The organism is Streptomyces sp. NWU339 (genome assembly GCF_003143855.1).
Taxonomy (GTDB): domain Bacteria; phylum Actinomycetota; class Actinomycetes; order Streptomycetales; family Streptomycetaceae; genus Streptomyces.
In genome coordinates, this window is record NZ_QFRK01000026.1 from 111,030 (window position 1) to 132,245 (window position 21,216).

The 21,216-nt window shown below is 71.7% G+C and carries 21 protein-coding genes and 4 pseudogenes; 10 read left to right on the top strand and 15 right to left on the bottom strand.

Going from position 1 to position 21,216, the window contains the following annotated elements; translation table 11 throughout:
- Positions 1-108 precede the first annotated feature (108 nt).
- The gene (gene tuf / locus DIZ27_RS27035; RefSeq protein WP_109381065.1) at positions 109-1,290 is read right to left on the bottom strand and encodes an elongation factor Tu; all 1,182 of its coding nucleotides are present in this window, start codon (positions 1,288-1,290) and stop codon (positions 109-111) included.
- 307 nt (positions 1,291-1,597) lie between these two features.
- A pseudogene (locus DIZ27_RS27040) lies at positions 1,598-2,328 on the bottom strand (DNA alkylation repair protein).
- A 49-nt stretch (positions 2,329-2,377) separates the two neighbouring features.
- Between DIZ27_RS27040 and DIZ27_RS27045 the strand changes: the two are divergent.
- From DIZ27_RS27045 to DIZ27_RS27055, 3 genes are all read left to right on the top strand, one after another.
- Positions 2,378-3,178: a TVP38/TMEM64 family protein gene (locus tag DIZ27_RS27045; protein ID WP_109381066.1), complete on the top strand. Its 801-nt coding sequence runs from the start codon at positions 2,378-2,380 to the stop codon at positions 3,176-3,178.
- A gap of 217 nt (positions 3,179-3,395) precedes the next feature.
- Positions 3,396-4,271, top strand: a complete 876-nt coding sequence (locus tag DIZ27_RS27050; RefSeq protein ID WP_109381067.1) for an undecaprenyl-diphosphate phosphatase — start codon at positions 3,396-3,398, stop codon at positions 4,269-4,271.
- A gap of 89 nt (positions 4,272-4,360) precedes the next feature.
- Complete coding sequence (locus DIZ27_RS27055; RefSeq protein WP_109381068.1) at positions 4,361-4,540, top strand: hypothetical protein; 180 nt, start codon at positions 4,361-4,363, stop codon at positions 4,538-4,540.
- A gap of 47 nt (positions 4,541-4,587) precedes the next feature.
- On the opposite strand, the gene DIZ27_RS27060 is transcribed toward DIZ27_RS27055, so the two are convergent.
- On the bottom strand, positions 4,588-5,328 hold the full coding sequence (locus DIZ27_RS27060; RefSeq protein WP_109381069.1) for an SDR family NAD(P)-dependent oxidoreductase: 741 nt from the start codon (positions 5,326-5,328) through the stop codon (positions 4,588-4,590).
- A 204-nt stretch (positions 5,329-5,532) separates the two neighbouring features.
- On the opposite strand from DIZ27_RS27060, the pseudogene DIZ27_RS47415 reads away from it, so the two are divergent.
- Positions 5,533-5,781: pseudogene (locus tag DIZ27_RS47415) on the top strand (nuclear transport factor 2 family protein); the annotation flags it as partial.
- Between the two features lie 71 nt (positions 5,782-5,852).
- The gene (gene lnt, locus DIZ27_RS27070; protein ID WP_181383711.1) at positions 5,853-7,430 is read left to right on the top strand and encodes an apolipoprotein N-acyltransferase; all 1,578 of its coding nucleotides are present in this window, start codon (positions 5,853-5,855) and stop codon (positions 7,428-7,430) included.
- On the opposite strand, the gene DIZ27_RS27075 is transcribed toward lnt, so the two are convergent.
- Complete coding sequence (locus DIZ27_RS27075) at positions 7,351-8,259, bottom strand: Gfo/Idh/MocA family protein (protein WP_109381071.1); 909 nt, start codon at positions 8,257-8,259, stop codon at positions 7,351-7,353. The genes lnt and DIZ27_RS27075 overlap by 80 nt on opposite strands.
- On the bottom strand, positions 8,256-9,539 hold the full coding sequence (locus DIZ27_RS27080; protein WP_109381096.1) for an FAD-dependent monooxygenase: 1,284 nt from the start codon (positions 9,537-9,539) through the stop codon (positions 8,256-8,258). The genes DIZ27_RS27075 and DIZ27_RS27080 overlap by 4 nt, the downstream gene beginning before the upstream one ends.
- Before the next feature lie 140 nt (positions 9,540-9,679).
- Here DIZ27_RS27080 and DIZ27_RS27085 point away from each other — a divergent pair, with 140 nt between their 5' ends.
- The 3 genes from DIZ27_RS27085 (at position 9,680) to DIZ27_RS27095 (ending at position 11,437) form a co-directional block, all read left to right on the top strand.
- Positions 9,680-10,270 (top strand): TetR/AcrR family transcriptional regulator, encoded by a 591-nt coding sequence (locus tag DIZ27_RS27085; protein WP_109381072.1) that lies wholly within the window; start codon positions 9,680-9,682, stop codon positions 10,268-10,270.
- A 43-nt stretch (positions 10,271-10,313) separates the two neighbouring features.
- On the top strand, positions 10,314-10,823 hold the full coding sequence (locus DIZ27_RS27090) for a DinB family protein (protein ID WP_109381073.1): 510 nt from the start codon (positions 10,314-10,316) through the stop codon (positions 10,821-10,823).
- A gap of 146 nt (positions 10,824-10,969) precedes the next feature.
- A complete protein-coding gene (locus DIZ27_RS27095) occupies positions 10,970-11,437 on the top strand; it encodes a hypothetical protein (RefSeq protein ID WP_109381074.1) in 468 nt (155 codons plus the stop codon).
- 52 nt (positions 11,438-11,489) lie between these two features.
- On the opposite strand, the gene DIZ27_RS27100 is transcribed toward DIZ27_RS27095, so the two are convergent.
- From DIZ27_RS27100 to fabG, 5 genes are all read right to left on the bottom strand, one after another.
- On the bottom strand, positions 11,490-12,023 hold the full coding sequence (locus DIZ27_RS27100) for a hypothetical protein (protein WP_109381075.1): 534 nt from the start codon (positions 12,021-12,023) through the stop codon (positions 11,490-11,492).
- A 111-nt stretch (positions 12,024-12,134) separates the two neighbouring features.
- Positions 12,135-12,818, bottom strand: coding sequence for a uracil-DNA glycosylase (gene ung, locus DIZ27_RS27105; protein ID WP_109381076.1), 684 nt, complete (start codon positions 12,816-12,818; stop codon positions 12,135-12,137).
- A gap of 111 nt (positions 12,819-12,929) precedes the next feature.
- Positions 12,930-14,522: an ABC transporter substrate-binding protein gene (locus tag DIZ27_RS27110; protein WP_181383712.1), complete on the bottom strand. Its 1,593-nt coding sequence runs from the start codon at positions 14,520-14,522 to the stop codon at positions 12,930-12,932.
- A gap of 278 nt (positions 14,523-14,800) precedes the next feature.
- Positions 14,801-15,559 (bottom strand): SDR family oxidoreductase, encoded by a 759-nt coding sequence (locus DIZ27_RS27115; protein WP_109381078.1) that lies wholly within the window; start codon positions 15,557-15,559, stop codon positions 14,801-14,803.
- A 13-nt stretch (positions 15,560-15,572) separates the two neighbouring features.
- Positions 15,573-16,337, bottom strand: a complete 765-nt coding sequence (fabG, locus tag DIZ27_RS27120; RefSeq protein ID WP_109381079.1) for a 3-oxoacyl-ACP reductase FabG — start codon at positions 16,335-16,337, stop codon at positions 15,573-15,575.
- A gap of 528 nt (positions 16,338-16,865) precedes the next feature.
- Here fabG and DIZ27_RS27125 point away from each other — a divergent pair.
- Positions 16,866-17,360, top strand: a complete 495-nt coding sequence (locus tag DIZ27_RS27125) for an excalibur calcium-binding protein (protein WP_109381080.1) — start codon at positions 16,866-16,868, stop codon at positions 17,358-17,360.
- Between the two features lie 37 nt (positions 17,361-17,397).
- Here the strand turns inward: DIZ27_RS27125 and DIZ27_RS27130 are convergent, their stop codons facing one another.
- The 4 genes from DIZ27_RS27130 to DIZ27_RS27145 all read right to left on the bottom strand — a co-directional run bounded on the left by DIZ27_RS27130 (position 17,398) and on the right by DIZ27_RS27145 (position 19,790).
- Positions 17,398-17,781 carry a DUF3037 domain-containing protein gene (locus DIZ27_RS27130; protein WP_109381081.1) on the bottom strand — a complete coding sequence of 128 codons (384 nt, stop codon included), beginning with the start codon at positions 17,779-17,781 and terminating at the stop codon, positions 17,398-17,400.
- The gene (locus tag DIZ27_RS27135; RefSeq protein WP_109381082.1) at positions 17,778-18,542 is read right to left on the bottom strand and encodes a HipA family kinase; all 765 of its coding nucleotides are present in this window, start codon (positions 18,540-18,542) and stop codon (positions 17,778-17,780) included. Before DIZ27_RS27135 ends, DIZ27_RS27130 begins: the two co-directional genes overlap by 4 nt.
- Before the next feature lie 79 nt (positions 18,543-18,621).
- Positions 18,622-18,912, bottom strand: coding sequence for a tyrosine-type recombinase/integrase (locus DIZ27_RS27140; protein WP_375232008.1), 291 nt, complete (start codon positions 18,910-18,912; stop codon positions 18,622-18,624).
- Positions 18,913-19,031: 119 nt separating this feature from the next.
- On the bottom strand, positions 19,032-19,790 hold the full coding sequence (locus DIZ27_RS27145; RefSeq protein ID WP_109381084.1) for an IS6 family transposase: 759 nt from the start codon (positions 19,788-19,790) through the stop codon (positions 19,032-19,034).
- Positions 19,791-19,822: 32 nt separating this feature from the next.
- Between DIZ27_RS27145 and DIZ27_RS27150 the strand changes: the two are divergent.
- Positions 19,823-20,566 (top strand): annotated as a pseudogene (locus DIZ27_RS27150) (helicase associated domain-containing protein); the annotation flags it as partial.
- A gap of 347 nt (positions 20,567-20,913) precedes the next feature.
- Here DIZ27_RS27150 and DIZ27_RS27155 read toward each other — a convergent pair.
- Positions 20,914-21,216: pseudogene (locus DIZ27_RS27155) on the bottom strand (hypothetical protein); the annotation flags it as partial.

The window sequence follows — 21,216 nt, forward strand, 5'->3', positions numbered from 1 at the left end:
GTCCCCCATTGTGCCGTCGTGACACCGGTCGGGTGCCCGCCCCACCCCGTGCGCGGGGTGGGGCGGGCACCCGGCACCGCCTCTCGAACGGCCGTCGCCGCCCGTCGTTCAGCCGACGGTCGTCACCGTCCCGGCGCCGACCGTGCGACCGCCCTCGCGGATCGCGAAGCCGAGCCCCGGCTCCAGCGGCACCTCGCGCCCCAGCCGCACGGTCATCGTCACCGTGTCGCCGGGCCGGGCGACCGCCACCTCGCCGAGGTCGACGTCGCCGACGACGTCCGCGGTGCGGATGTAGAACTGCGGCCGGTACCCGGTCGCCACCGGTGTCGTACGGCCGCCCTCCCGGGCCGACAGCACGTACACCCGCGCCGTGAAGCTCCCGCCGGGCACCACGCTGCCCGGGGCGGCCACCACGTGCCCGCGTCGCACCGCGTCCCGCGGCACCCCGCGCAGCAGCAACGCCACGTTGTCCCCGGCCTGCGCCTCCTCCATCGGCTTGCCGAAGGTCTCCAGGCCGGTGACCACCGACTCCAGCCCGGCGCCGAGCACCTCGACGCGGTCGCCGAGGCGGATCGTGCCGCGCTCCACCGCGCCGGTGACCACGGTCCCCCGGCCGGTGATGGTGAGCACGTTCTCCACCGGCAGCAGGAACGGCGCGTCCACGTACCGCTCGGGCATGGGCACATAGGTGTCCACCGCGTCGAGCAGCGCGTCGATCGACGCCGTCCAGCGCGGGTCGCCCTCCAGCGCCCTGAGTCCCGAAACCCGTACGACGGGCGCGGAGTCACCGCCGTAGCCGTGCGCGGAGAGCAGTTCGCGGACCTCCAGCTCGACCAGGTCGGTCAGCACGGTGTCCTCGCCGTCCTCGACGGCGTCGGCCTTGTTGATCGCGACCACGATGTGGTCGACGCCCACCTGGCGGGCGAGCAGGACGTGTTCGGCGGTCTGCGGCATGATCCCGTCGAGCGCGGAGACGACGAGGATCGCCCCGTCGAGCTGCGCGGCTCCGGTGACCATGTTCTTGACGTAGTCGGCGTGGCCGGGCATGTCGACGTGCGCGTAGTGCCGGGTGTCGGTCTCGTACTCGACGTGCGCGATGTTGATGGTGATGCCCCGCGCGGCCTCCTCCGGCGCCCGGTCGATGCGGTCGAACGGGACGAAACCGCCGGAGCCGCGCTCGGCGAGGACCTTGGTGATGGCGGCGGTCAGGGTGGTCTTGCCGTGGTCGACATGGCCCATCGTGCCGATGTTCAGATGCGGTTTGGTGCGGACGTACGCCGTCTTGGACATGGCGGTACCTCGAAGCCTCTCGATGGTGATGCGTGATCGGCCCCGGCCGCGCGGCGGATCGGCGCGCGGCCGGTACGGGACCCCGGAAACCTGGCCGACCCTCCCCCTGGGGGTCCGCCGGACGATCCGGGGAGGGTCAGCTTCGGGCGCCGTCGACAGCGGCGGGGAAAGCGGGAACGGCAGCCTCCGGGGCATCCGCGACCGCGGATGCTGCGAGGTGGAAGGCGTACCGGAACATGGCGTCGATCATTGCCGACGACCCGCCCCGCGTCGAATGGTTTTCCGCGAGGTCACGGAAGCCGGGCGGTCACACGGCGGTGTTGTTCGGAGTCCTCAGTGCCTCGCGTACGGACAGCGGCGCGAACCGCTCCTGCTCGCGCGCCAGGAAGGCCCGTACGGCGTCCGGGTCGGTCTTGGCGTACTCGCGCAGGCACCAGCCGATCGCCTTGCGGACGAAGAAGTCCTGGTGGCCGGAGTGGCGCAGGCAGTACCCGAAGAGGCGCCCGGTGTCGGTGCGCTCCTTGAAGCGCAGCTGGTGGAGCAGGGCGGTACGGACGAGCCACAGGTCGTCGCCGCCGATCCAGTCGTCCATGTCCGTCGTGAGTGCGGGGTCGGCCGCGACCAGCGTGCCGACGACGTGGGCGGCGAGCAGGTCGACGGTGTCCCACCACGGGACGGTGGTGACGAGGTGCCGGACGACGGGCAGGAACCCGGAGGAGCAGTGGCGCGCGTGGCGGCGCAGCAGGTCCACGGCGAAGTACCGTACTCGCGCTCGGGCAGTTCCCAGCAGCGCAGGGCGATCGCGGCGCAGTCGGCCTCGTCGGGTCGGGGCAGGCCCTCCAGCACGGTGCGGGACAGGGCGCGGCGGACCGGGGTGGCCAGGCCCAGGAAGGGAGCCACGTCCTTCATGTACGCCCGCATGGCGACGGCCCGTTCCGGATCGGCCGCCGCCCCGTAGGTGGCGGTGAGCCGGTCCAGCACGGTGCCGGCGAGCCCGCTGCCCGGCACCCCCGGCGTTCCGGCCGCTGTGACGCTCATGAGACGCACACTACGGCGACCGGACATATTCGTCGGTTACTGTCACCGAATGCTCGATGCCACCAACCGCTCTGGGGGCACCGCGACGGCCTCTCCCCGGGCCGTCGCCACGGAACTCACCGCCGCCGTCTCCGTCCCCGCGTCGGCGTCCGTGCTCCCGCCCGTGCCCGCCACGGGTCTCACCGCCCGCTGCGCCAGAGCCCTGCTGTCGCCCTGGTCACGGCTGTCCCTGCTGGTCGTGCTGCTCGCCTCCGCGGCCTCGGCGATGCTGCTCCTGGAGCCGCAGAAGCTGCTGACCGACGGCTGGCCGCCGCAGCTCGGCGGAGCCGCGGCGGTCGTGGCGTACGCGGTGGCCTACGGGGTGTGCACGGTGGCGTTCGTGCCGCGCCCGCTGCTGAACCTCGCCGCGGGCGCGCTGTTCGGCAGCCAGTTGGGGCTCGGTGCCGCCCTGTCCGGCACGGTGCTCGGCGCCGGGCTGGCCTTCTGCCTCGGCCGTGCACTCGGCCAGGACGCACTGCGCCCGCTCCTGCGGGGGCGCTGGCTGAAGGCGGCCGACGACCAGCTGAGCCGGCACGGCTTCCGCTCGATGCTGGCGGCTCGGCTCTTCCCGGGGCTGCCGTTCGCCGCCTCGAACTACTGCGCCGCCGTCTCCCGGATGGGCCTGCTGCCGTTCCTGCTGGCGACGGGGCTCGGCTCGATCCCGAACACCGCCGCCTACGCCGTCGCCGGCGCCCGCGCCTCGGCACCGACGTCCCCCGCCTTCCTGATCGCGCTGGCCTGCATCACCGTGCCGGGCCTGCTGGGCGTGGTGATCGCGTGGCGCAAGCGGCGCCAACTGCGCGGCCGTTGACGCCTCCGGCGCTCCGGGAGGATCCGCCGCCACCACGCCATGGCCGTTTCGGCACCATCGCGTCGGCTTCAGGGGTCGAAGGCCCGTGCGGCACCTGGCGTCGGGTTCGTCATCTTGGGGCGCTACGCTTCGACCCCGGCACGCCTGATCACCGCACACCGTGCTTCGGCGTGCCTGTCGTCCCTTCCCACGATCGGCACTTGGACACCGCTGCCTCATGTCTTGGTTTGAATCTCTCATCCTCGGACTCGTCCAGGGGCTGACCGAGTTCCTCCCCATCTCCTCCAGCGCGCATCTGCGGCTGACCGCGGCCTTCTCCGGCTGGGAGGACCCGGGCGCGGCCTTCACCGCGATCACCCAGATCGGTACGGAAGCAGCCGTGCTCATCTACTTCCGCAAGGACATCGGGCGGATCCTGTCGGCTTGGACCCGCTCGCTCACCGACAAGGAGATGCGTCGGGACCACGACGCGCGGATGGGCTGGCTGGTCATCGTCGGCTCGCTCCCGATCGGTGTTCTCGGCCTGACGCTGAAGGACCAGATCGAAGGGCCGTTCCGCGACCTGCGGCTCACCGCGACCATGCTCATCGTCATGGGCATCGTCCTCGGTGTCGCCGACCGGCTGGCGGCGCGGGACGAGAGCGGCGGCCGGCACCGCACTCCCAAGCAGGGCAAGGAACTCAAGGACCTGACCGTCAAGGACGGCCTGATCTACGGGTTCTGCCAGGCCCTGGCGCTCATCCCGGGTGTCTCCCGATCCGGCGCCACCATCAGCGGCGGCCTGTTCATGGGATACCGGCGTGAGGCCGCGGCCCGCTACTCCTTCCTGCTCGCGATTCCCGCGGTGCTCGCCTCCGGACTCTACGAACTGAAGGACGCCACCGACGGCGGTCACGTCACCTGGGGCCCCACGATCTTCGCGACGGTCGTCGCCTTCGCGGTCGGGTACGCGGTGATCGCGTGGTTCATGAAGTTCATCTCCACCAAGAGCTTCATGCCGTTCGTCTGGTACCGCATCGCGCTCGGCGTCGTCATCATCGTCCTGGTGACCACGGGAGTCCTGAGCCCGCACGCGGCGGAGTCGTCGGGCTGAGGGCCCTCACGGGGGACGTGACCGAACCCATACGGGACGGGTAGCCGTCCGGTAGCGCGCTGTCAGTGCGTGGCCCTAGGCTGGTCGGCATGTCCCCCGATTCCATGACCCCTGGTTCCGTGCGGTCTGCCGCTGAGGTCAACGAGCACATCCGAGCACTCTGGCTGCGCGCGGGCGGATCCCTGTCGGCGCAGGAGCGCGCGGAGTACGAGCTCCTGGTGGTCGAGTGGGCGGCGGCGATCCGAGGCCAGGTCGTCAAGGCGGCCTGAGCCCTCGCCGCCGCCCCCACCACCACCCGCTCACCGGAACGCGCGCTTCAGCGCCCGCCCGCCACCCGCAGCACCGCCCCCGTCGTGTATGAGGCATCCGGCGACATCAGCCAGGCGACCGCCGCGGCGATCTCCTCGGCCCGCCCCGGGCGGCGCAGCGGGACCGCGGCCGCGACCTCCCACGCCCGGTCCGGGGCGCCCATGGCGGCGTGCATGTCCGTGTCGATCACGCCCGGGGCGACCGCGTTGACACGAATGCCGACCGGACCGAGTTCCTTCGCCAGCCCGACCGTGAGGGCGTCGACGGCGGCCTTGGTCGCCGCGTAGTGGACGTACTCGCCGGGGCTGCCGAGGGTGGCGGCCCCCGACGAGATGTTCACGATCACCCCCTCGCCCCGGGACGTCATCAGCTGTGCGGCGCGACGCGAACACAGCAGTGTCCCCATGAGGTTGACGTCGACGACCCGGCGCATGGTCGCGGTGTCGACCTCGGTGAACCGCCCCAGCGGCCCGGTCACCGCGGCGTTGTTCACCAGCCCCGTGACCGGCCCCAGTTCCCGCTCCGCCACGTCGAAGAGGCGGTCGACGTCCCCCTCGTCGGCGGTGTCCCCCCGCACGGTGACGGCCCGTGCGCCGGCCGCCCGCACCCCGGCGGCCACGCTCTCCGCGGCCGAGGCGTCCCGCACATAACCCACCACCACGTCGTGCCCCTCCCCCGCGAGCCGCAGACAGGTCGCGGCCCCGATCCCCCGGCTACCACCGGTGACCACGGTGACGAGACGTTTCATGAAGCCCTCCTGGCCTGGAGCCCGAATCGAAGATCCCCAGGCTCCCAGACCGCGGGAACCTCCTCGTGGGGATACGAATATCCGCGCACGCCCCTTGGTTCCGGGCCGGCCTCGGCCAAGCCGTTGGAAACAGCCGATGACGCAGCGTGCGGAGCTTGCGACCGTGAGGGACCGGCCGGCCGACTGGCCGTTGGCGGGGGTCGTCACCGAGTACTGCGCCTCGGGGTATGGGAGCGGGACACCGGCGACACGGCTCGGGTGCGGGCCGACTACGTCAGTCCGATGGGCACGGCGGGGGCCGACGGCGGGCCGGCCGCGCCGGACTTCGTGTGCGGGGGGCGATACGCGTTCGCGATGCTGCGCACGGACGACGGCCGGCGGTTGCACGAGGTGGTCGTGCGGGAGAAATGGCGGCGCCCACCCGGTCGGCCGACGGCACCTGTGGTCCGCTGAGCCCGACGCGCCCTGTCCCGGATCTTGCCCGGGGCGCACACTGGAGGCACACGCGGGACAGGGAGGCGCCGTTGAAGTCGTCCGGCCACTGGCTCGTCTCCCCGTGGCGGCGCTCGGTCGTCGCCGCGGGCGCGGGAGCCCTACCCGTCCTCGCCTTCCCCGCCCCGTCCCTGTGGTGGTTCGCCCACGTCGCGCTGGTGCCCTGGATTCTGCTGGCGCGTTCCGCGCCCACGGGCCGCCGCGCCGCGTACGACGGCTGGTGGGGCGGGTTCGGTTTCATGTTCGCGATGCACCACTGGCTGCTGCCGAACCTGCATGTGTTCACGTTCGTCCTCGCGGCCCTGTTGGGCGCGCTGTGGGCGCCCTGGGGGTGGCTGGTGCGACGGCTGCTGGGCGGGGTGCCGTCGCGGGGGAGGGTCGGGGCCGCGCTGGTCGTGCTGCCCTCGGGCTGGCTGGCCGTCGAGCTGGTGCGCTCCTGGGAGGCGCTGGGCGGCCCCTGGGGCCTGCTCGGTGCGAGTCAGTGGCAGGTGGGCGCGGCGCTGCGGCTGGCGTCGGTCGGCGGGACCTGGCTGCTCAGTTTTCTGCTGGTGGTGCTGAACGTGGCCGTGGCCGTGCTCCTCGTGGTGCGGCAGGCCCGGGTGCCTGCCGTGGCCGGTCTGGTCGCCACGGGCGTGGTCACCTCCGCCGCGTGGGCGGGGATGCCCCTCCCGGACGCCGACGGCCGGGCCAGGATCGCGGTCGTCCAGCCGGGGGTCGTCTCCGGGCCGGACAGTGCGGACCGGCGCTTCGACCGCGAGGAGCGGCTCACCCGGGAGCTCGCCGGCCGGGACGTCGACCTGGTCGTCTGGGGTGAGAGCAGCGTCGGTTTCGACCTCGGTGTCCGGCCCGACCTGGCGCGACGTCTTGCCGCGCTGTCGCGTGCGACGGGCGCCGAGCTCCTGGTCAACGTGGACGCTCGGCGCTCCGACCAGCCCGGCATCCACAAGAGTTCGGTGCTGGTCGGCCCGGACGGACTCACCGGTGACCGGTACGACAAGATGCGGCTGGTTCCGTTCGGGGAGTACGTCCCGGCCCGTTCCCTGCTGGGCTGGGCCACCTCCGTCGGCGAGGCGGCGGGCGAGGACCGCAGGCGCGGTTCGGAGCAGGTGCTGATGAACGCGGGGAGCGGGCTGCGGATCGGCCCCATGGTCTGCTTCGAGTCCGCCTTCCCGGACATGAGCCGGCACCTGGCCGGGGACGGCGCCGATGTGCTGCTCGCCCAGTCGTCGACGTCGACGTTCCAGCAGAGCTGGGCACCCGGGCAGCACGCCTCGCTCGCCGCGCTGCGCGCCGCCGAGACCGGCCGCCCGATGGTGCACGCGACGCTGACCGGTGTGTCCGCCGTCCACGGCCCGGACGGCGCGCGCGTGGGCCCGTGGCTCGGCACGGACGCGAGCGCGGCGCAGGTGTACGACGTCCCGCTCTCCCACGGCACCACGCCCTACGTCCGCTTCGGCGACTGGCCGCCGCAGGCGGCGCTGCTGGTGCTGGGCGTCTGGGGAGCGGCCGAGGGCATACGGACCCTGCGGCTCAGGCGGCGGCCCGCTCCCGCACCGCACGCACCACACGCTCACACAGCTCATGGGTCGCCAGCGCGTCCCGGGCGCTGAGCGTCCTGCCCTCGCCCACCGCGTCGAGGAAGGCGAGCACCGCCTGTTCGATGCCGCGCTGCCGGGCCACCGGCACCCAGTCCCCGCGCCGCCGGACGGTGGGCTGGCCCTTGTGGTCGATGACCTCGGCCAGGTTGACCACCTGCCGCTTGCTGTCCTGGCCGGAGACCTCGAGGATCTCCTCGGCCGAACCGCTGAGCCTGTTCATCACGCCGAGCGCGGTGAATCCGTCCCCGGCGAGCTGGAGCACCACGTGGTGCAGCAGTCCGCCCCCGGTGCGGGCCCGCACGGTCACGTCGTCGATCGGCCCGGGAACAAGGAAGCGCAGGGTGTCGACGACGTGGATGAAGTCGTCGAGGATCATCGTGCGCGGCTCCTCCGGCAACCCGATCCGGTTCTTCTGCAGCAGGATCAGCTCACGCGGGTGGTCGGCGCACTGCGCGTAGCCCGGGGCGAAGCGCCGGTTGAAGCCGACGGCGAGGCTGGTGTTCCGTTTCTCGGCGAGGGACACGAGCCGCGCGGAGTCGGCGAGTTCGTAGGCGAGTGGCTTGTCGACGTAGGTCGGTACGCCCGCCTCGAGCAGCCGGGTCACGATCTCCGGGTGGACCTGGGTCGGGGCGTGCACGAAGGCGGCGTCGAGATCCTGGGCGAGCAGGGCGTCGAGGTCGGCGTGCCGCTGTCCGCGCGGCAGGTGGAGGCCGTCGGCGACCCGGGTGAGTGTCGCGGGCGTGCGGGTCTGCAGGTGCAGCTCCACGCCGGGCCGGGTGGCGAGCACCGGGAGGTACGCCTTCTGCGCGATGTCGCCGAGTCCGATGCAGCCGACCTTCACGGGGTGTTCTCCTCCAGCGGTTGTCCGTCGCGGATCCGGTCCGCGGTCCGGCCTCGGTCCCGGTTCCGGTTGTCGCCCGCGGCGCGGGCTCCGTCCTCATCTGTCGGAAAGGACGCCGGAAAGGATACGGCGTCCGCCGCCGGGGGCCGCCAGGCGGCGATGTCGTCGAAGCTCCGCAGGAGCAGCGCCGGTCCGGCCTTCGACAGCGCGGCGATCACGGTGTCGCGTACGGCGATCCCGGCGCGGTTGGTCATCATGTTCAGGCAGGCCGCCCGCACCGCCCGGCGGGCGATGGCGGTGGTACGGGGCAGCCGGGCGGCGGTGTAGGCGGGCAGGTCACCGGAGTGGTGAGCGAGGGTGACCGCGTCCTCGACGGCCTGGTTGCCGCCCTGGCCGAGGGTGGGGGGCATGGCGTGCGCGGCGTCGCCGACCAGGGCGACCCGGCCGTGGTGGTAGGCGGGCAGCGGCTCGGTGATGTGGTGGACGTCGTGCCGCAGCACGTCCTCGGGGCGGACGGCGGCCAGTACGGCGGGGATCGGGGCGTGCCAGTCGCCGTAGCGGCGCAGCAGTTCGGCGCGCTCGTCGTCGGGGGCGTGCTGCCCGGCGGGGGCCAGGGCCGCGGCGTACGCGTAGACGAGGCCGTCCTTGAGCGGATGGGTGCCCCACAGGCAGCCCCGGCCCCAGGTCTCGTGGGAGGCGAACCGCACGCCGGGCAGCGGGATCACCGTCCGCCAGGTGGTGAAGCCGGCGTACACGGCCCCGGGATGGTCCGGGAAGAGCAGGCGGCGTACGGCGGAGTGGACACCGTCGGCGGCCACCACCAGGTCGGCCTCCAGCTCGCCGTCGGGGGTGCTCACGCGGGCGGGCCGGGCGGAGTCGCCGGGGTCGCCCGGATCGAGGAGGTGCGCGGCGGTGGCCGTGCGGACGGTGTCCGGTGGGAGCAGCCCGGCCAACCGGTCGATGAGGGTGGCGCGGTGGAGCAGGACGAGGGGCCCGCCGAAGCGCTCGGTGGCGGCCGCCGCGCCGGTCCGGGAGAGCCAACGCCCGCCGGGTGCGCGCAGGCCCCCGTCGCCCTGCCAGGCGGACAGCGCCCGGACGCCGTCGCCGAGTCCGATGACGTCCAGCCCGCGCAGCGCGTTGGGGGCGAGGGAGATGGCCGCGCCGACCGGCTCGAGTGAGCCGGCCCGTTCCAACACGGTCACCTTCACCCCGCGCCGGTGCAGGGCGGCCGCCGCGGTCAGGCCGCCGATCCCACCGCCGATCACTACGGCTTTCCCCATCACCTGTGCCACGGCTCCTCCTCGGTTCCGCTGCTCCTCGGGCTGTCGGCCTGTCGGCTTCAAGACCCCGATGACTACAGCTGTAGTCATCCCGGGGCCGACTGTACTACGGCTGTAGTGCCGAGGGTAGCTTGACCCTCATGTCCGTACGCACCGCAGGCGCCTCCCGCGCCGACCTCGTCGCCGACTCCGCTCTCGCCCTGCTCGCCGAGCGCGGGATGCGCGGCCTCACCCACCGTGCGGTCGACCAGGCGGCCGGACTGCCCCAGGGCTCCACCTCGAACGTGGCGCGCACCCGGCAGGCGCTGCTGGAGCTGGCGGTACGGCGGCTCGCCGAGCGGGAGGCACGCGTCCTCGCACTGCACGAGATGCCGGACCCGCGGGCCGGGACCGACTCGTTGCTGGACGCGATGGCGCTGGCCACCCACCGCGCCCTGACGCGTCATCGCGAACTGACCCTCGCCCGCTACGAACTGGCCCTGGAAGCGACCCGCCGCCCCGAGCTGCGAGCCCACTTCGACGCGGCCGGCGCCCGGTTCCGCGACCAGCTCACCGGCCTGGTCGTCGGGCTCGGCTCCACCTCCCCGGACCGGCACGCGCTGTCGCTGATCGCCTGGGCCGACGGACTGATGTTCTCCTGCGTGGCCGGGTCCTTCAGCGCGCGCGTGCCGACCCTGGACGAGGTCCGGGCGGACCTGCGGGAACTGCTGCACGGGATGCTCGCCGCCTGAAAACGTGTGGCGCGGCGCGGCGCCCGCAGGAAAGGATGCGCCCATGACAACCGAGCGCCGTGAACCCGCCACCACCGCCGACGAACGCCCCATGCTGGAGGACTGGCTCGAGTACCACCGCCAGACCCTCGCCCACAAGTGCGAGGGCCTGACCGACGAGCAACTGCGCACCGCCTCGGTGCCGCCGTCCGACCTGTCCCTGATGGGGCTGGTACGGCACATGGCGGAGGTGGAGCGCCACTGGTACCGCAAGGTGCTCGCGGCGGACGACCCCGGCCCGATCTACTGCAGCGAGGCCGACCCGGACGGCGTTTTCCACCCCACCGAGGCGGACACCTGGCAGGAGGTTTACGCCACCTGGCAGACCGAGATCGACGTCGCCCGGCGCAACTCGGCCGGCGTCTCACTGGACGACCTGGCCAAGGGCAGGCACCGCAGCGGCGAGCAGTTCAACCTGCGCTGGATCCACATCCACATGATCGAGGAGTACGCCCGTCACAACGGCCACGCCGATCTGATCCGCGAGCGTCTCGACGGCACCACCGGCGACTGACGTCATCCCCGGCACGCCCGCGACCCCCCGAAAGGGGGCGGAGATCACCCGTGCGGGGGATCCTCCGCCAGTCCACCGTCCCCCGGACGGTCAAAGCCAGCAGAGTGACGCGAGTGCATCGAAAGACGACCACTGCAACGCTTCTGATGACCGTGGCGGTCACGGCTCTCGCGGGCTGCGTGACGGTCCAGCGTCCCCCCGTGGCCGGCCCGCCGGCAGGCGTGTCCCACCCGGCGGCGCCGCACCTGGACGGCAGGGCACGGACACAGGTCGTTCAGGCGCCGGCGCGCGAGGCCCTGGAAATGATCGCTCCGTCCCGGCCGACGGAGCCGCCCGCGCCCCCCTCGCAGCGCGCCACCCCCGCCGCACCCGCGCCCGTACCGGAGAGGACCGCGCCGTCCGACGTCCGCGACCGACGGGTCGCCCCCGCCCGCCCGGCCGCCGGAAGGACCGCACCACCCAGAAGGCCCGCCCCGGATGCCTCCGAGGCCTCGGAGAAGGTGCGCCGCGACCTGCGGGAGCGGGCGGACATCTGTGCGCTGGGCAGGAAGTACGGCCAGTGGCAGGCGGACAGCCCGCAGTCGGCCATCTGTGAGGAGGCATACGGGCGTTGACCGGCCCGTCGGCACCGTGCACGGCCGACGGGGCCCCGGACCCCCGAGCACCCTAGGGACGCCCCCTCGGCGGCCCCCATTCCCCGGTCTCCCCCTCCTCGCCCGCCGCACCCGCCTCGCCCAGGAGGAGTTCCATGCTCCGGATGGCGGCCCGGACCTTGTCGCCGTAGCGGTCGGCGGCGAGGGTACGGGCTGCTCCGCGGGCCCGGCTGAGGTGGGTGCGGGCAGCGTCGGGGCGGGCGAGACGGGCGTAGTCGGCGGCGAGGTTCAGGTGCAGGGACGGGTAGAGGGCCCGCAGGGCGGGGGCGCCCTCGTACCCGGCGGGGCGGGCGTCGGCGACCTCTTCCGCTGCCGCCAACGCCCTTAGGTCCCAGGCCAGTTCGTCCCCTGGGTCGTCCTGGGTGTCGGCCAGGTAGTGGGCCAGTGTGCAGCGGTGCAGGGGGTCGCCGTGCTCACCGATCTCCGCCCACAGAACGAGGAAACGGTGCCGGGCCTCCACGCGGTCCCCCGCGTGGTGCAGCATCACCCCCTGCCCGATCCGCGTCAGCACCGCGTCCGGCGCCGCCTGCCCCTGCCGATTTGCCACCACGCCCTCCGCACCGCTCGCCGGCTGTCCCCGCCGACGCTACGGCAGGCAGGGACGATCCAGATCAAGCCGCTCCGGGACGCCCCGTGACACCTCTCGCCCCGAAGGACGTCAGCCCAGGTTCGGGATGGTCCAGTCGATCGGCTCGTGGCCCTGCGCGGCCACCGCCTCGTTGATCTGCGTGAACGGACGGGATCCGAAGAACTTCTTCGCCGACAGCGGCGACGGGTGCGCCCCCTTGACCACCACATGCCGGCTCTCGTCGATCAGCGGCAGCTTCTTCTGCGCGTAGTTGCCCCACAGCACGAAGACCGCCGGATCGGGCCGGTCGGCCACCGCGCGGATGACCGCGTCGGTGAACCGCTCCCAGCCCCGCCCCTTGTGCGAGTTGGCTTCGCCGCCGCGCACCGTGAGCACCGCGTTGAGCAGCAGCACGCCCTGCTCGGCCCACGGCATCAGATAGCCGTTGTCCGGGACGGGCGTGCCCAGCTCGGCGTGCATCTCCTTGTAGATGTTCCGCAGCGACGGCGGGATCCGCACCCCGGGCCGCACCGAGAAGCACAGACCGTGTCCCTGGCCTTCGCCGTGATAGGGGTCCTGACCGAGGACCAGGACCTTCACCTTGTCGTACGGCGTCGCGTCCAGTGCCGCGAAGACCTCCTCGCGGGGCGGGTAGACGGGACCCTTCGCCCGCTCCTCCTCGACGAACTCGGTCAGCTGCTCGAAGTAGGGCTGCTGCAGTTCGTCACCCAGAACGCCGCGCCAGGACTCGGGCAGCATGGCGATGTCGGTCACGTCAACGTCCTCACGATCGTGGTCACTTCCAGGCCTCGAAACCTACAGGTGACCACTGACAACCGCCTTCCCCGACCGGCCCCGGCCCAGCCCCGCTGCCGCCGCCGGTTCCTACCAGCTGGTCTTGCGGGAGAGCTGCCACACCATCATGATCGTCGACGGATCCAGCGCCCGCTCGGCGCCCGAGATGTCGCGGCTCGCCGCCACGTACTGCCGGCCCTGCCACAGGGGCAGCAGCCGGGCGTCGTCCAGGAGGATCTGCTGGGCCGCCTCGAAGTCCTTCACGACGTTGCTCCGGTCGCTCTCCCGGCGGGACCGCGGCAGCAGCACATTGCTGATCTCATTCGCCTCGTAGGGGGTGCCGAGCGCGTTCTGCTTGCCGACGAACGGGGCAACGAAGTTGTCGGCGTCCGGGAAGTCGGGGGACCAGCCGCGCCCGAAGACCGGATACTCGCCCTTCTGGTAGCCCGTGACGTACGTCTTCCAGGGACGGCTCTTGAGGGTGATCTCGAACAGCCCGGAGGCCTCCAGCTGGCGCTCCAGCTCCTTGAACTCCAGCTTGGTCTCGGAGCCGTAGCGGTCCGTGGTGTACCAGAAGGTCAGCGGCACCGGCTCGTTGATGCCCGCCGCGGTGAGGATCTTCCGGGCCTTGTCGGCACTGGGCTCGCCGTAGTCGTCGAAGAAGCCGGTGGTGTGGCCGGTGAGCCCCTTGGGGACCATCGAGTACAGCGGGTCGACGGTGTCCTTGTAGATCATGTGCGCGATCGCCCCGCGGTCGATGATCTGGGCGATCGCCTGGCGCACCGGTTTCTTGCCGGCCCACGGGTCCTTCGGGTTGAACACCAGGTAGTTGATGCTGTTCCCGGCGCCTTCCACCAGTTGGAGCTCCTCCTTCTTGGAGGCCTGGCCCTGGAGTTCGACGACGTCGTCCGCGGCGAGACCGCGGTAGGTCAGGTCGATCTGCCCCTCGCGCAGCGACTTGACCATGGTGACGGAATCCTGGAAATAGCGGATCGTCACGGCACTGTTCTTGCGGTCGGCGAAGCCCTCGTAGCGGTCGTTGCGGACGAGTCGGGCCTCCTTGCCCTCGTCGTACGACTGGAGGATGTACGGCCCCGAGCCGACGATGCCGGACTGCTCGCGCAGGGCGTCGGCCGGGTAAGCCTCCGGGGCGACGATCGACATGGCCGGCGTGGCGAGCACGAACGGGAACGTCGCGTCGGGCTTGTTGAGGTGGAAGACCACTTCGCGGTCGCTCGGCGCCTGCACCCGTTCGAGGCTGCCCAGCAGCCCGGCCGGGCCGCCGTTGACGTTGATCTTGCGGATCCGGTCGATGGAGTGCTTGACCGCCTTGGCGTCGAGGGCGCTGCCGTCGGAGAACTTCAGGCCCTCACGCAGCTCGCAGCGGAACACCTGGTGGGAATCGTCGGAGAATTCGCAGCTCTCGGCTGCGTCCGGCTGGGGCGTGCTCGCGCCGACCGGGTAGCCCAGCAGCGTCTGGTAGACGTTGCGGAACAGTTCCCAGGAGTTGTCCCAGGAGGCTGCCGGGTCCAGCGTTCTGGGCGAGCTGGTGGTCCCCATGACGATCGGCCCTTGGTCGTCCGGAGTGTCGGACGCCAGCACACCGCATCCGGCCAAGGACGATATCGACGCGATGGACGCGATGACCGCCACCCCTCGCAGGCATCGATTCCGCTTGAACACGCGCACACTCCTCGATCTGCCGTCCCAAGAGTCGGCAGACGATACCGCGGTATTCCGCTCTGTGGCCCTCCCCCGTACGCTCGTTGAGATCAACTCGTTGTAGATGTTGTTGTCACTCTGCGTTGACTACGTTGTCAGCGGTCCACTTGTCTTCGAAAACACCAGTACGGGCGCCGTTTCGTCAACGGACGCCCGTACCGGGATCCTTATGGCTCAGCCTCGTCGATTCAGCCCTGAGCCGTCCGGCGGATCACGTCGGCGACGCGGCCGACGCGGTCTCAGCCCACGCCTGCGTTCAGGAAGATGCCGCCGTCGACCACCAGCGTCTGGCCGGTGACCCAGTCCGCCTGGTCCGAGGTGAGGAACGCGGCGGCGCCGCCGATGTCGGAGGGCACGCCGAGCCGGCCCAGCGGGTAGGCCGCGGCGGCCTCCTCCTCCCTGCCCTCGTACAGTGCCTGGGCGAACTTGGTCTTCACCACGGCCGGGGCGATCGCGTTGACCCGCACCCCGGGCGCGAACTCGTGGGCCAGCTGCGCGGTCAGGTTGATCAGTGCCGCCTTGCTGACGCCGTAGGCGGCGATGAAGGGCGAGGGAGCGATGCCCGCGACGGAGGCGATGTTGACGATCGCTCCACCGTGGTCCTTCTGCCAGGCGTGCCAGGTGCGCTGGGCGAAGCCGAGCGCCGAGATCACATTGGTCTCGAAGACCTTGCGCGCCACGTTCAGGTCGAGGTCGGCGATCGGCCCGAACACCGGGTTGGTGCCGGCGTTGTTGACGAGGTAGTCGATCCGGCCGAAGGCCTCCATCGTCCGCTCGACGGCGAGGGCCTGGTGCGCCTCGTCGTGCGCCTTTCCGGCCACGCCGATGACCCGGTCGGCGCCCAGCTGCTCGACGGCCTCCTTGAGGGTGTCCTCGTTGCGGCCGGTGATGCAGACGCGGTCGCCGCGTGCGACCAGCGCCTCGGCGACGCCGTGACCGATGCCGCGGCTGGCACCGGTGACCAGGGCGACCTTGCCCGAGAGTTCCACTGAAGTCATGTCCCGTAATTCCCTAGTCGAGCGGTCCGCCGGCCACGTACAGCACCTGGCCCGAGACGAATCCGGCGGCCTCGCCGGTGAAGAAGGCGATGGCGTTGGCGATGTCCTCCGGCTCGCCGACGCGGGCGACCGGGATCTGGGTGGCGGCGGCGGCCTTGAAGTCGTCGAAGCCCATGCCGACGCGCTCGGCGGTGGCCTTGGTCATCTCGGTGGCGATGAAGCCGGGGGCGACGGCGTTGGCCGTGACACCGAACTTGCCGAGCTCCTTGGCGAGGGTCTTGGTGAATCCCTGCAGACCCGCCTTGGCGGCGGAGTAGTTGACCTGGCCACGGTTGCCGAGCGCGGAGGAGGAGGACAGGTTGACGATGCGGCCGAAGCCGGCGTCCACCATGTGCTTCTGGCATGCCTTCGACATCAGGAAAGCGCCCCGCAGGTGCACGTTCATGACGGTGTCCCAGTCGGCGACGCTCATCTTGAACAGCAGGTTGTCGCGCAGCACACCCGCGTTGTTGACCAGGATGGTCGGCGCGCCGAGTTCCCCGGCGATGCGTGCGACGGCGGCCTCGACCTGCGCCTCGTCCGAGACGTCGCAGCCGACCGCGAGCGCCTTGCCACCGGCGGCGGTGATCTTCTCGACGGTGTCCTTGCACGCGCCCTCGTCGAGGTCGATCACGGCGACCGCGTGGCCCTCGGCGGCCAGCCGTACGGCGGTGGCGGCGCCGATACCGCGCGCGGCACCGGTGACGACCGCGACCCGCTGCTGCTCAATGGTGGACATTGCTGCTTCTCCTCGCCCTTGGGATGCGGCTCCTGCGGTCCGCCCCGTCAATGAGCGACCGCTTAGTACCTTCAGCAGACGTGACGCTAGAAGCCCTGGCACCCGGTGTCAACGGCACATCCTGCTGTGTGATCCATTCCCCGGGCCGCCGCCCCCTAGCGGGCCGTGCCCCGGTCGGCGCCGTCCCGCCCCGGGGCCCCGCCCCGACCGGCCCCGCGGCCCCGCCCGTGCCACCCGATCGGCCTACGGCTGCGCGTCCCGGTGCGGGGGCTCTCCTGCGACCTGTCCGGCGGATCAGGTCGCAGGAAATCGGCGGCGCCCATCGGCGCAGGTGAGCGGGGGGCTGATGCGTCCAGCCGCACGGCGGAGGTGGGCGTCGACGCGACGCGTCGATGAGCGACGACAACGCCGCGGACGAACGTGCCGGCCCACCGCGTCTGCGGGTTGATCCGCCGGACAGGCCCTAGCGTCAAAGCGCGAGCCACTCACGGCCGGAGCAACCACTCGCGGCCGGAAAGGAGGCGCTCCATGTGCCGTCGCACCGGTGTCCTCGGCGTACTGATCGCGCTCGCCGCGACCGTGCCCTCGGCCCACACCGCTCACGCACAGGATCTGAACTGCCGGGACTTCACCTACCAGGAGGAGGCGCAGGCCCTGTTCAACCTGGACCGGAGCGATCCCAACGGACTCGACGGGGAGCAGGGCCCGGACGACGACATCGCCTGCGAGGCGCTTCCCCGCCGGGACACCCCCCTCACTTCCTCCACCAGCTCTCCCCGGCCCGCGCCCACCACCGCGGCTACCGTCGCGGCCCCCACCATCCCCGTGACGCCCACGGCCCCCGCGGTGACGCCTCCGGCTCCCACCGCTCCCGCCCCGGTCGCGCCCACGCGGGGTGTGGAGGGCGGGCTGGGCGGCTCCTCGGACACCGGGCCGAGCGACTGGGACATCGGAATCGGCCTGGCGTTCGCGGCGGGTGCCGCCGCCGCGGCCGGCTACGTGGTGAGGCGCCGTCGGCGCTGACCCCCGGACCGGCACCCACCACAAGGGTGTCGCCGGTTCAGCGCACGAGCAGGTCGAGCAGCCGCTCCACCTCGGCCGCCGGATCGGCGGTGAGCCCGGTGTGCACGGGCCCGGGCTGGACGACGGTGGAGCGGGGCGCGACCAGCCAGCGGAAGCGCCGCCCGGCGTCGTCCCCGGCGGCCTGGCCCGCCGCCTCCCCGCCGGCGCACACTCCCTCGACGGCACGCAGCGCGGCCCGTACACCGGCCAGGTCCACGTGCGGGTCGAGGGCCAGCAGCCGGGACGCGTCGAGATGGGTGCGCGCCCCGACGAACGCCTCGTGACGGCAGTACACGAGCACCCCCGCGTTGACGCACTCGCCGCGCTCGACGCGCGGTACGACCCGCAGCAGCGCGTATTCGAAGACGTGCCGGTCGCTCACTCGTCCTCCCCGAGGCCGTGGACGCACTGGTCGACGGTGGCCGCGCGGGCGAGCAGGGGCCGTGCGTAGGCCCGCCGGAGCTCGTCCGGGCTGTCGAATCCCGGCTCGTCCACCAGCCATGCGTCGGGAATCTGTGCGGTGACCTCGCCGAGCAGGTCCTCGGTGACGTGGGGCGCGAGGTCCGCCGCCGCGGCGGCCACATCCGGCGCGAAGGTCTTCAGGGCGTGGTCGGAGGCGTCGTAGGGGCGGGCGGCGGACGCTTCGACGCCGGGCCAGTTGTGGTGCCAGATCATGGTGGCGCCGTGGTCGATCAGCCAGAGCTCGCCGTGCCGGCTCAGCAGGTTGGGGTTGCGCCAGGACCGGTCGACGTTGTTCACCAGCGCGTCGAACCAGACGACCCGCCCGGCCTCTTCGGGGCTCACCTCGAAGGCGAGCGGGTCGAAGCCGAGCGCGCCGGAGAGGAAGTCCATGCCCAGATTGGTGCCCCCACTGGACTTGAGGAGTTCCTGAACCTGTTCGTCGGGCTCACCCAGTCCCAGCACCGGGTCGAGTTCGACCGTCACCAGGCGCGGCACCCGGAACCCCAGCCGGCGGGCGAGTTCCCCGCAGACGACCTCTGCGACCAGGGTCTTGCGCCCCTGCCCCGCACCGGTGAATTTGAGGACGTAGGTGCGGAGGTCGTCGCCCTCGACCAGTCCCGGCAGCGAGCCGCCCTCGCGCAGGGGCGTGATGTAGCGGGTGGCGGTGACCTCGGTCAGCATTTCGCCAGGCTACGCGATCCCCTGACCTTGCAATCCATGACCTCCCCAAGATCCCCGTGCTCCGGGGAGTCGGCCACGATCAGCCCTGGGGAGAATCTGGGGAGTTCCGGCCGACACACTGATCCCCCTGCTCCCCGAGCAGTCCGTCGATCACTGTGCGCCCCTTGCTCCCGGCCTCCGGCATGAAGTGAGCATAGTAACCGAGCGTGATGGCCGGCGAGGAGTGCCCGAGCCATCGCGCCAACGTCACCACGGACTCCCCCGCCTCCAGCATGATCGAGGCATAGGTGTGACGCAGTACGTGGAAGCCGTCCTTCGGCGCCGCCTCCCACTGCCACGGCTTCGCATCCTTGGCACGCGGTGGAATGATCCCGGCCTCGGCAAGCGCGGGCTTCCAGGTGTGGGTGTTCCACGGGCGTTGTCACGTTGTTGGGTGTGTGAGTGCCTGACGGTGTGTCGGGTGTGGTGGGGCCAGCTTCCGCTCCGTGCTCAGGCCGCGGCAGACAGGCCGGCGACGCCGGTGACCTGCTCCCAGATCGCGAAGCGGACGGTCATCTCGGCGCGGTGGTCGGAGGCGGTCATCCGGTGGCGGTGAGGACGGAAGTGGGGCGAGATACCGCTGAACGCGGGCAGGAACCGCTGGGCCCCGCCGACGGAACGGAAGCCCTTCACGGCGCGTTCGCGCTGCCTCGTCGGCTGGTGGCTGTTCTCGGCCCGGTTGTTCAGGCCCTGGTGACAGCGGTGCTCGACCGAGGGCATCACCTCGCGGTGCGCCGTGCCGTAGGAGCGCAGCCTGTCGGTGACCACCACCCGCGGCACCGTGCGGGTCTTTGTGAGCAGTGTGCGGAAGAACCGCCGGGCCGCAGTGGTGTCCCGCCGGTTCTGGACGAGGATGTCCAGGACGGTGCCGTCGGCGTCCACGGCCCGCCACAGATACTTCCGTTCCCCGTTGATCTTGATGAAGACCTCGTCCAGGTGCCACTTATCACCGGGCCGGGGACGCCGGCGACGCAGCGCGTTGGCGTAGACCTGGCCGAACTTCGCGCACCAGCGGCGGATCGTCTCGTAGGAGACGATCACGCCGCGCCCGGGCATCAGCTCCCCGGCCTCACGGAAACTGAGTGGGAAGCGGAAGTACGGCCATACCGCGTGCGCGATGATCTCCACCGGGTACCGATGGCCCTGGTACGACGGCGGCGCGGACGACACGAACGACCCCCTCCCCGGCACGATCAACTCCAAGATCATCCCAGGCCGGTCAGCCAACGTGACAACGCCCCGGCATGGTCTGGGGACCCGGCGAGGAGGCGTGGGAGAGCAAGCTCGCCGCGCTGCGGTCGTACCGGCGCGCCACCGGGCACCTCGCACCCCGCCAGGACGCGGTCTGGGGCGAGAGCCAGGCCGAGGGCCTCGTGCCCATCGGGCAGCACATGGCCAACCTCCGCAGGCGAGGCTGCCTGGGGAAGGACCCGAAGCGGGCGGAGGAACGCGCGAAACAGCTGACGGCCATCGACGAGGACTGGAACTGCCCCTGGCCACTCGACTGGCAACGCCACTACAAGGTGCTCGCCGACCTCGTCGCCGACGAGCCCCATGGCGTGCTGCCCGACATCGCACCCGGGGTGTTCGTGGACGGTGACGACCTCGGACGGTGGCTTCAGCGGCAGAAGCAGCCAGGCACCTGGAAGCAGTTGTCGACCGAGCAGCAGGAGCGGCTGACCCGGCTGGGCGTCAAGCCCGCCTCGGCGCCGCCTGGCGCCCCGGCAGCCGTGAGTGGGACGAAAGGCACCAGCAAGGCGCAGCAGGCATTCCAGCGCGGCCTGACCGCCCTCACACAATGGGTCGAACGGGAAGGCCAACGGCCGGTACCGCGCGGCCACAGCGGGCAGATCACCGTCGACGGCGAGACCGAGCCGGTGACCGTGAAGCTGGGCGTATGGGTCTCCAACACCAAATCGAGGCGCGACAAACTCACCCAGGAGCAGCGCACCGCACTCACCGAACTCGACATCGAATGGGCGTAGCCGTCGCCGGCTGGGGTGGCGTGGGCTTCGGTGCGGGTCTGCTGCGTAGGTTTCCGTTGCTCTGGCACAGGAGTACGACGACAACGACAACGTCACCAAGTCGACGGCACCCAATGGTGCCGTCTGCACCGCGGGGTACGACGACGCGGATCAGACGCCGGCTGAACCAGCGGCCGGGATGCACTTCCGGGCGGGGCTGGGCCGGCAGGGCGCCGCTGTCCGGATTTATGCCGGGGCGCCCGGGTGGGTGGGTGAAAGCGGGTGTCCGGGGTGGGATGCTGCAGGCAGAACCCCGGCCCGATTCCAGCGGGCCGGGGTCTGTGCGTGGTGCCGGGGCGGCGGTTCGGTCAGTATCCGCCGAATCCTTCGTCCCCGCCGTGCTTGCCGAAGCGGTGGACGACCCGGAAGCTGCCCACCACYCCGTCCTTGACGCGGACCCCCTTGGTGTGGTGCACCTTGATGCCGTTCGCTTCGCTGTGGGGGCCGACCGTCGCKAYGGGGGCGCMGTTGTCGCAGGTCGCCCCGCGGAAGAACTCGACGGTCCTCTTGCTGTCGTTGCGGATGTTGAAGCTCTTGGCGCCCAGGCCRCTCACGACGGTTATGCAGCCGTCCGGGCTGGCGGAGCACGACCGCTCGTTGATGTTGATCCG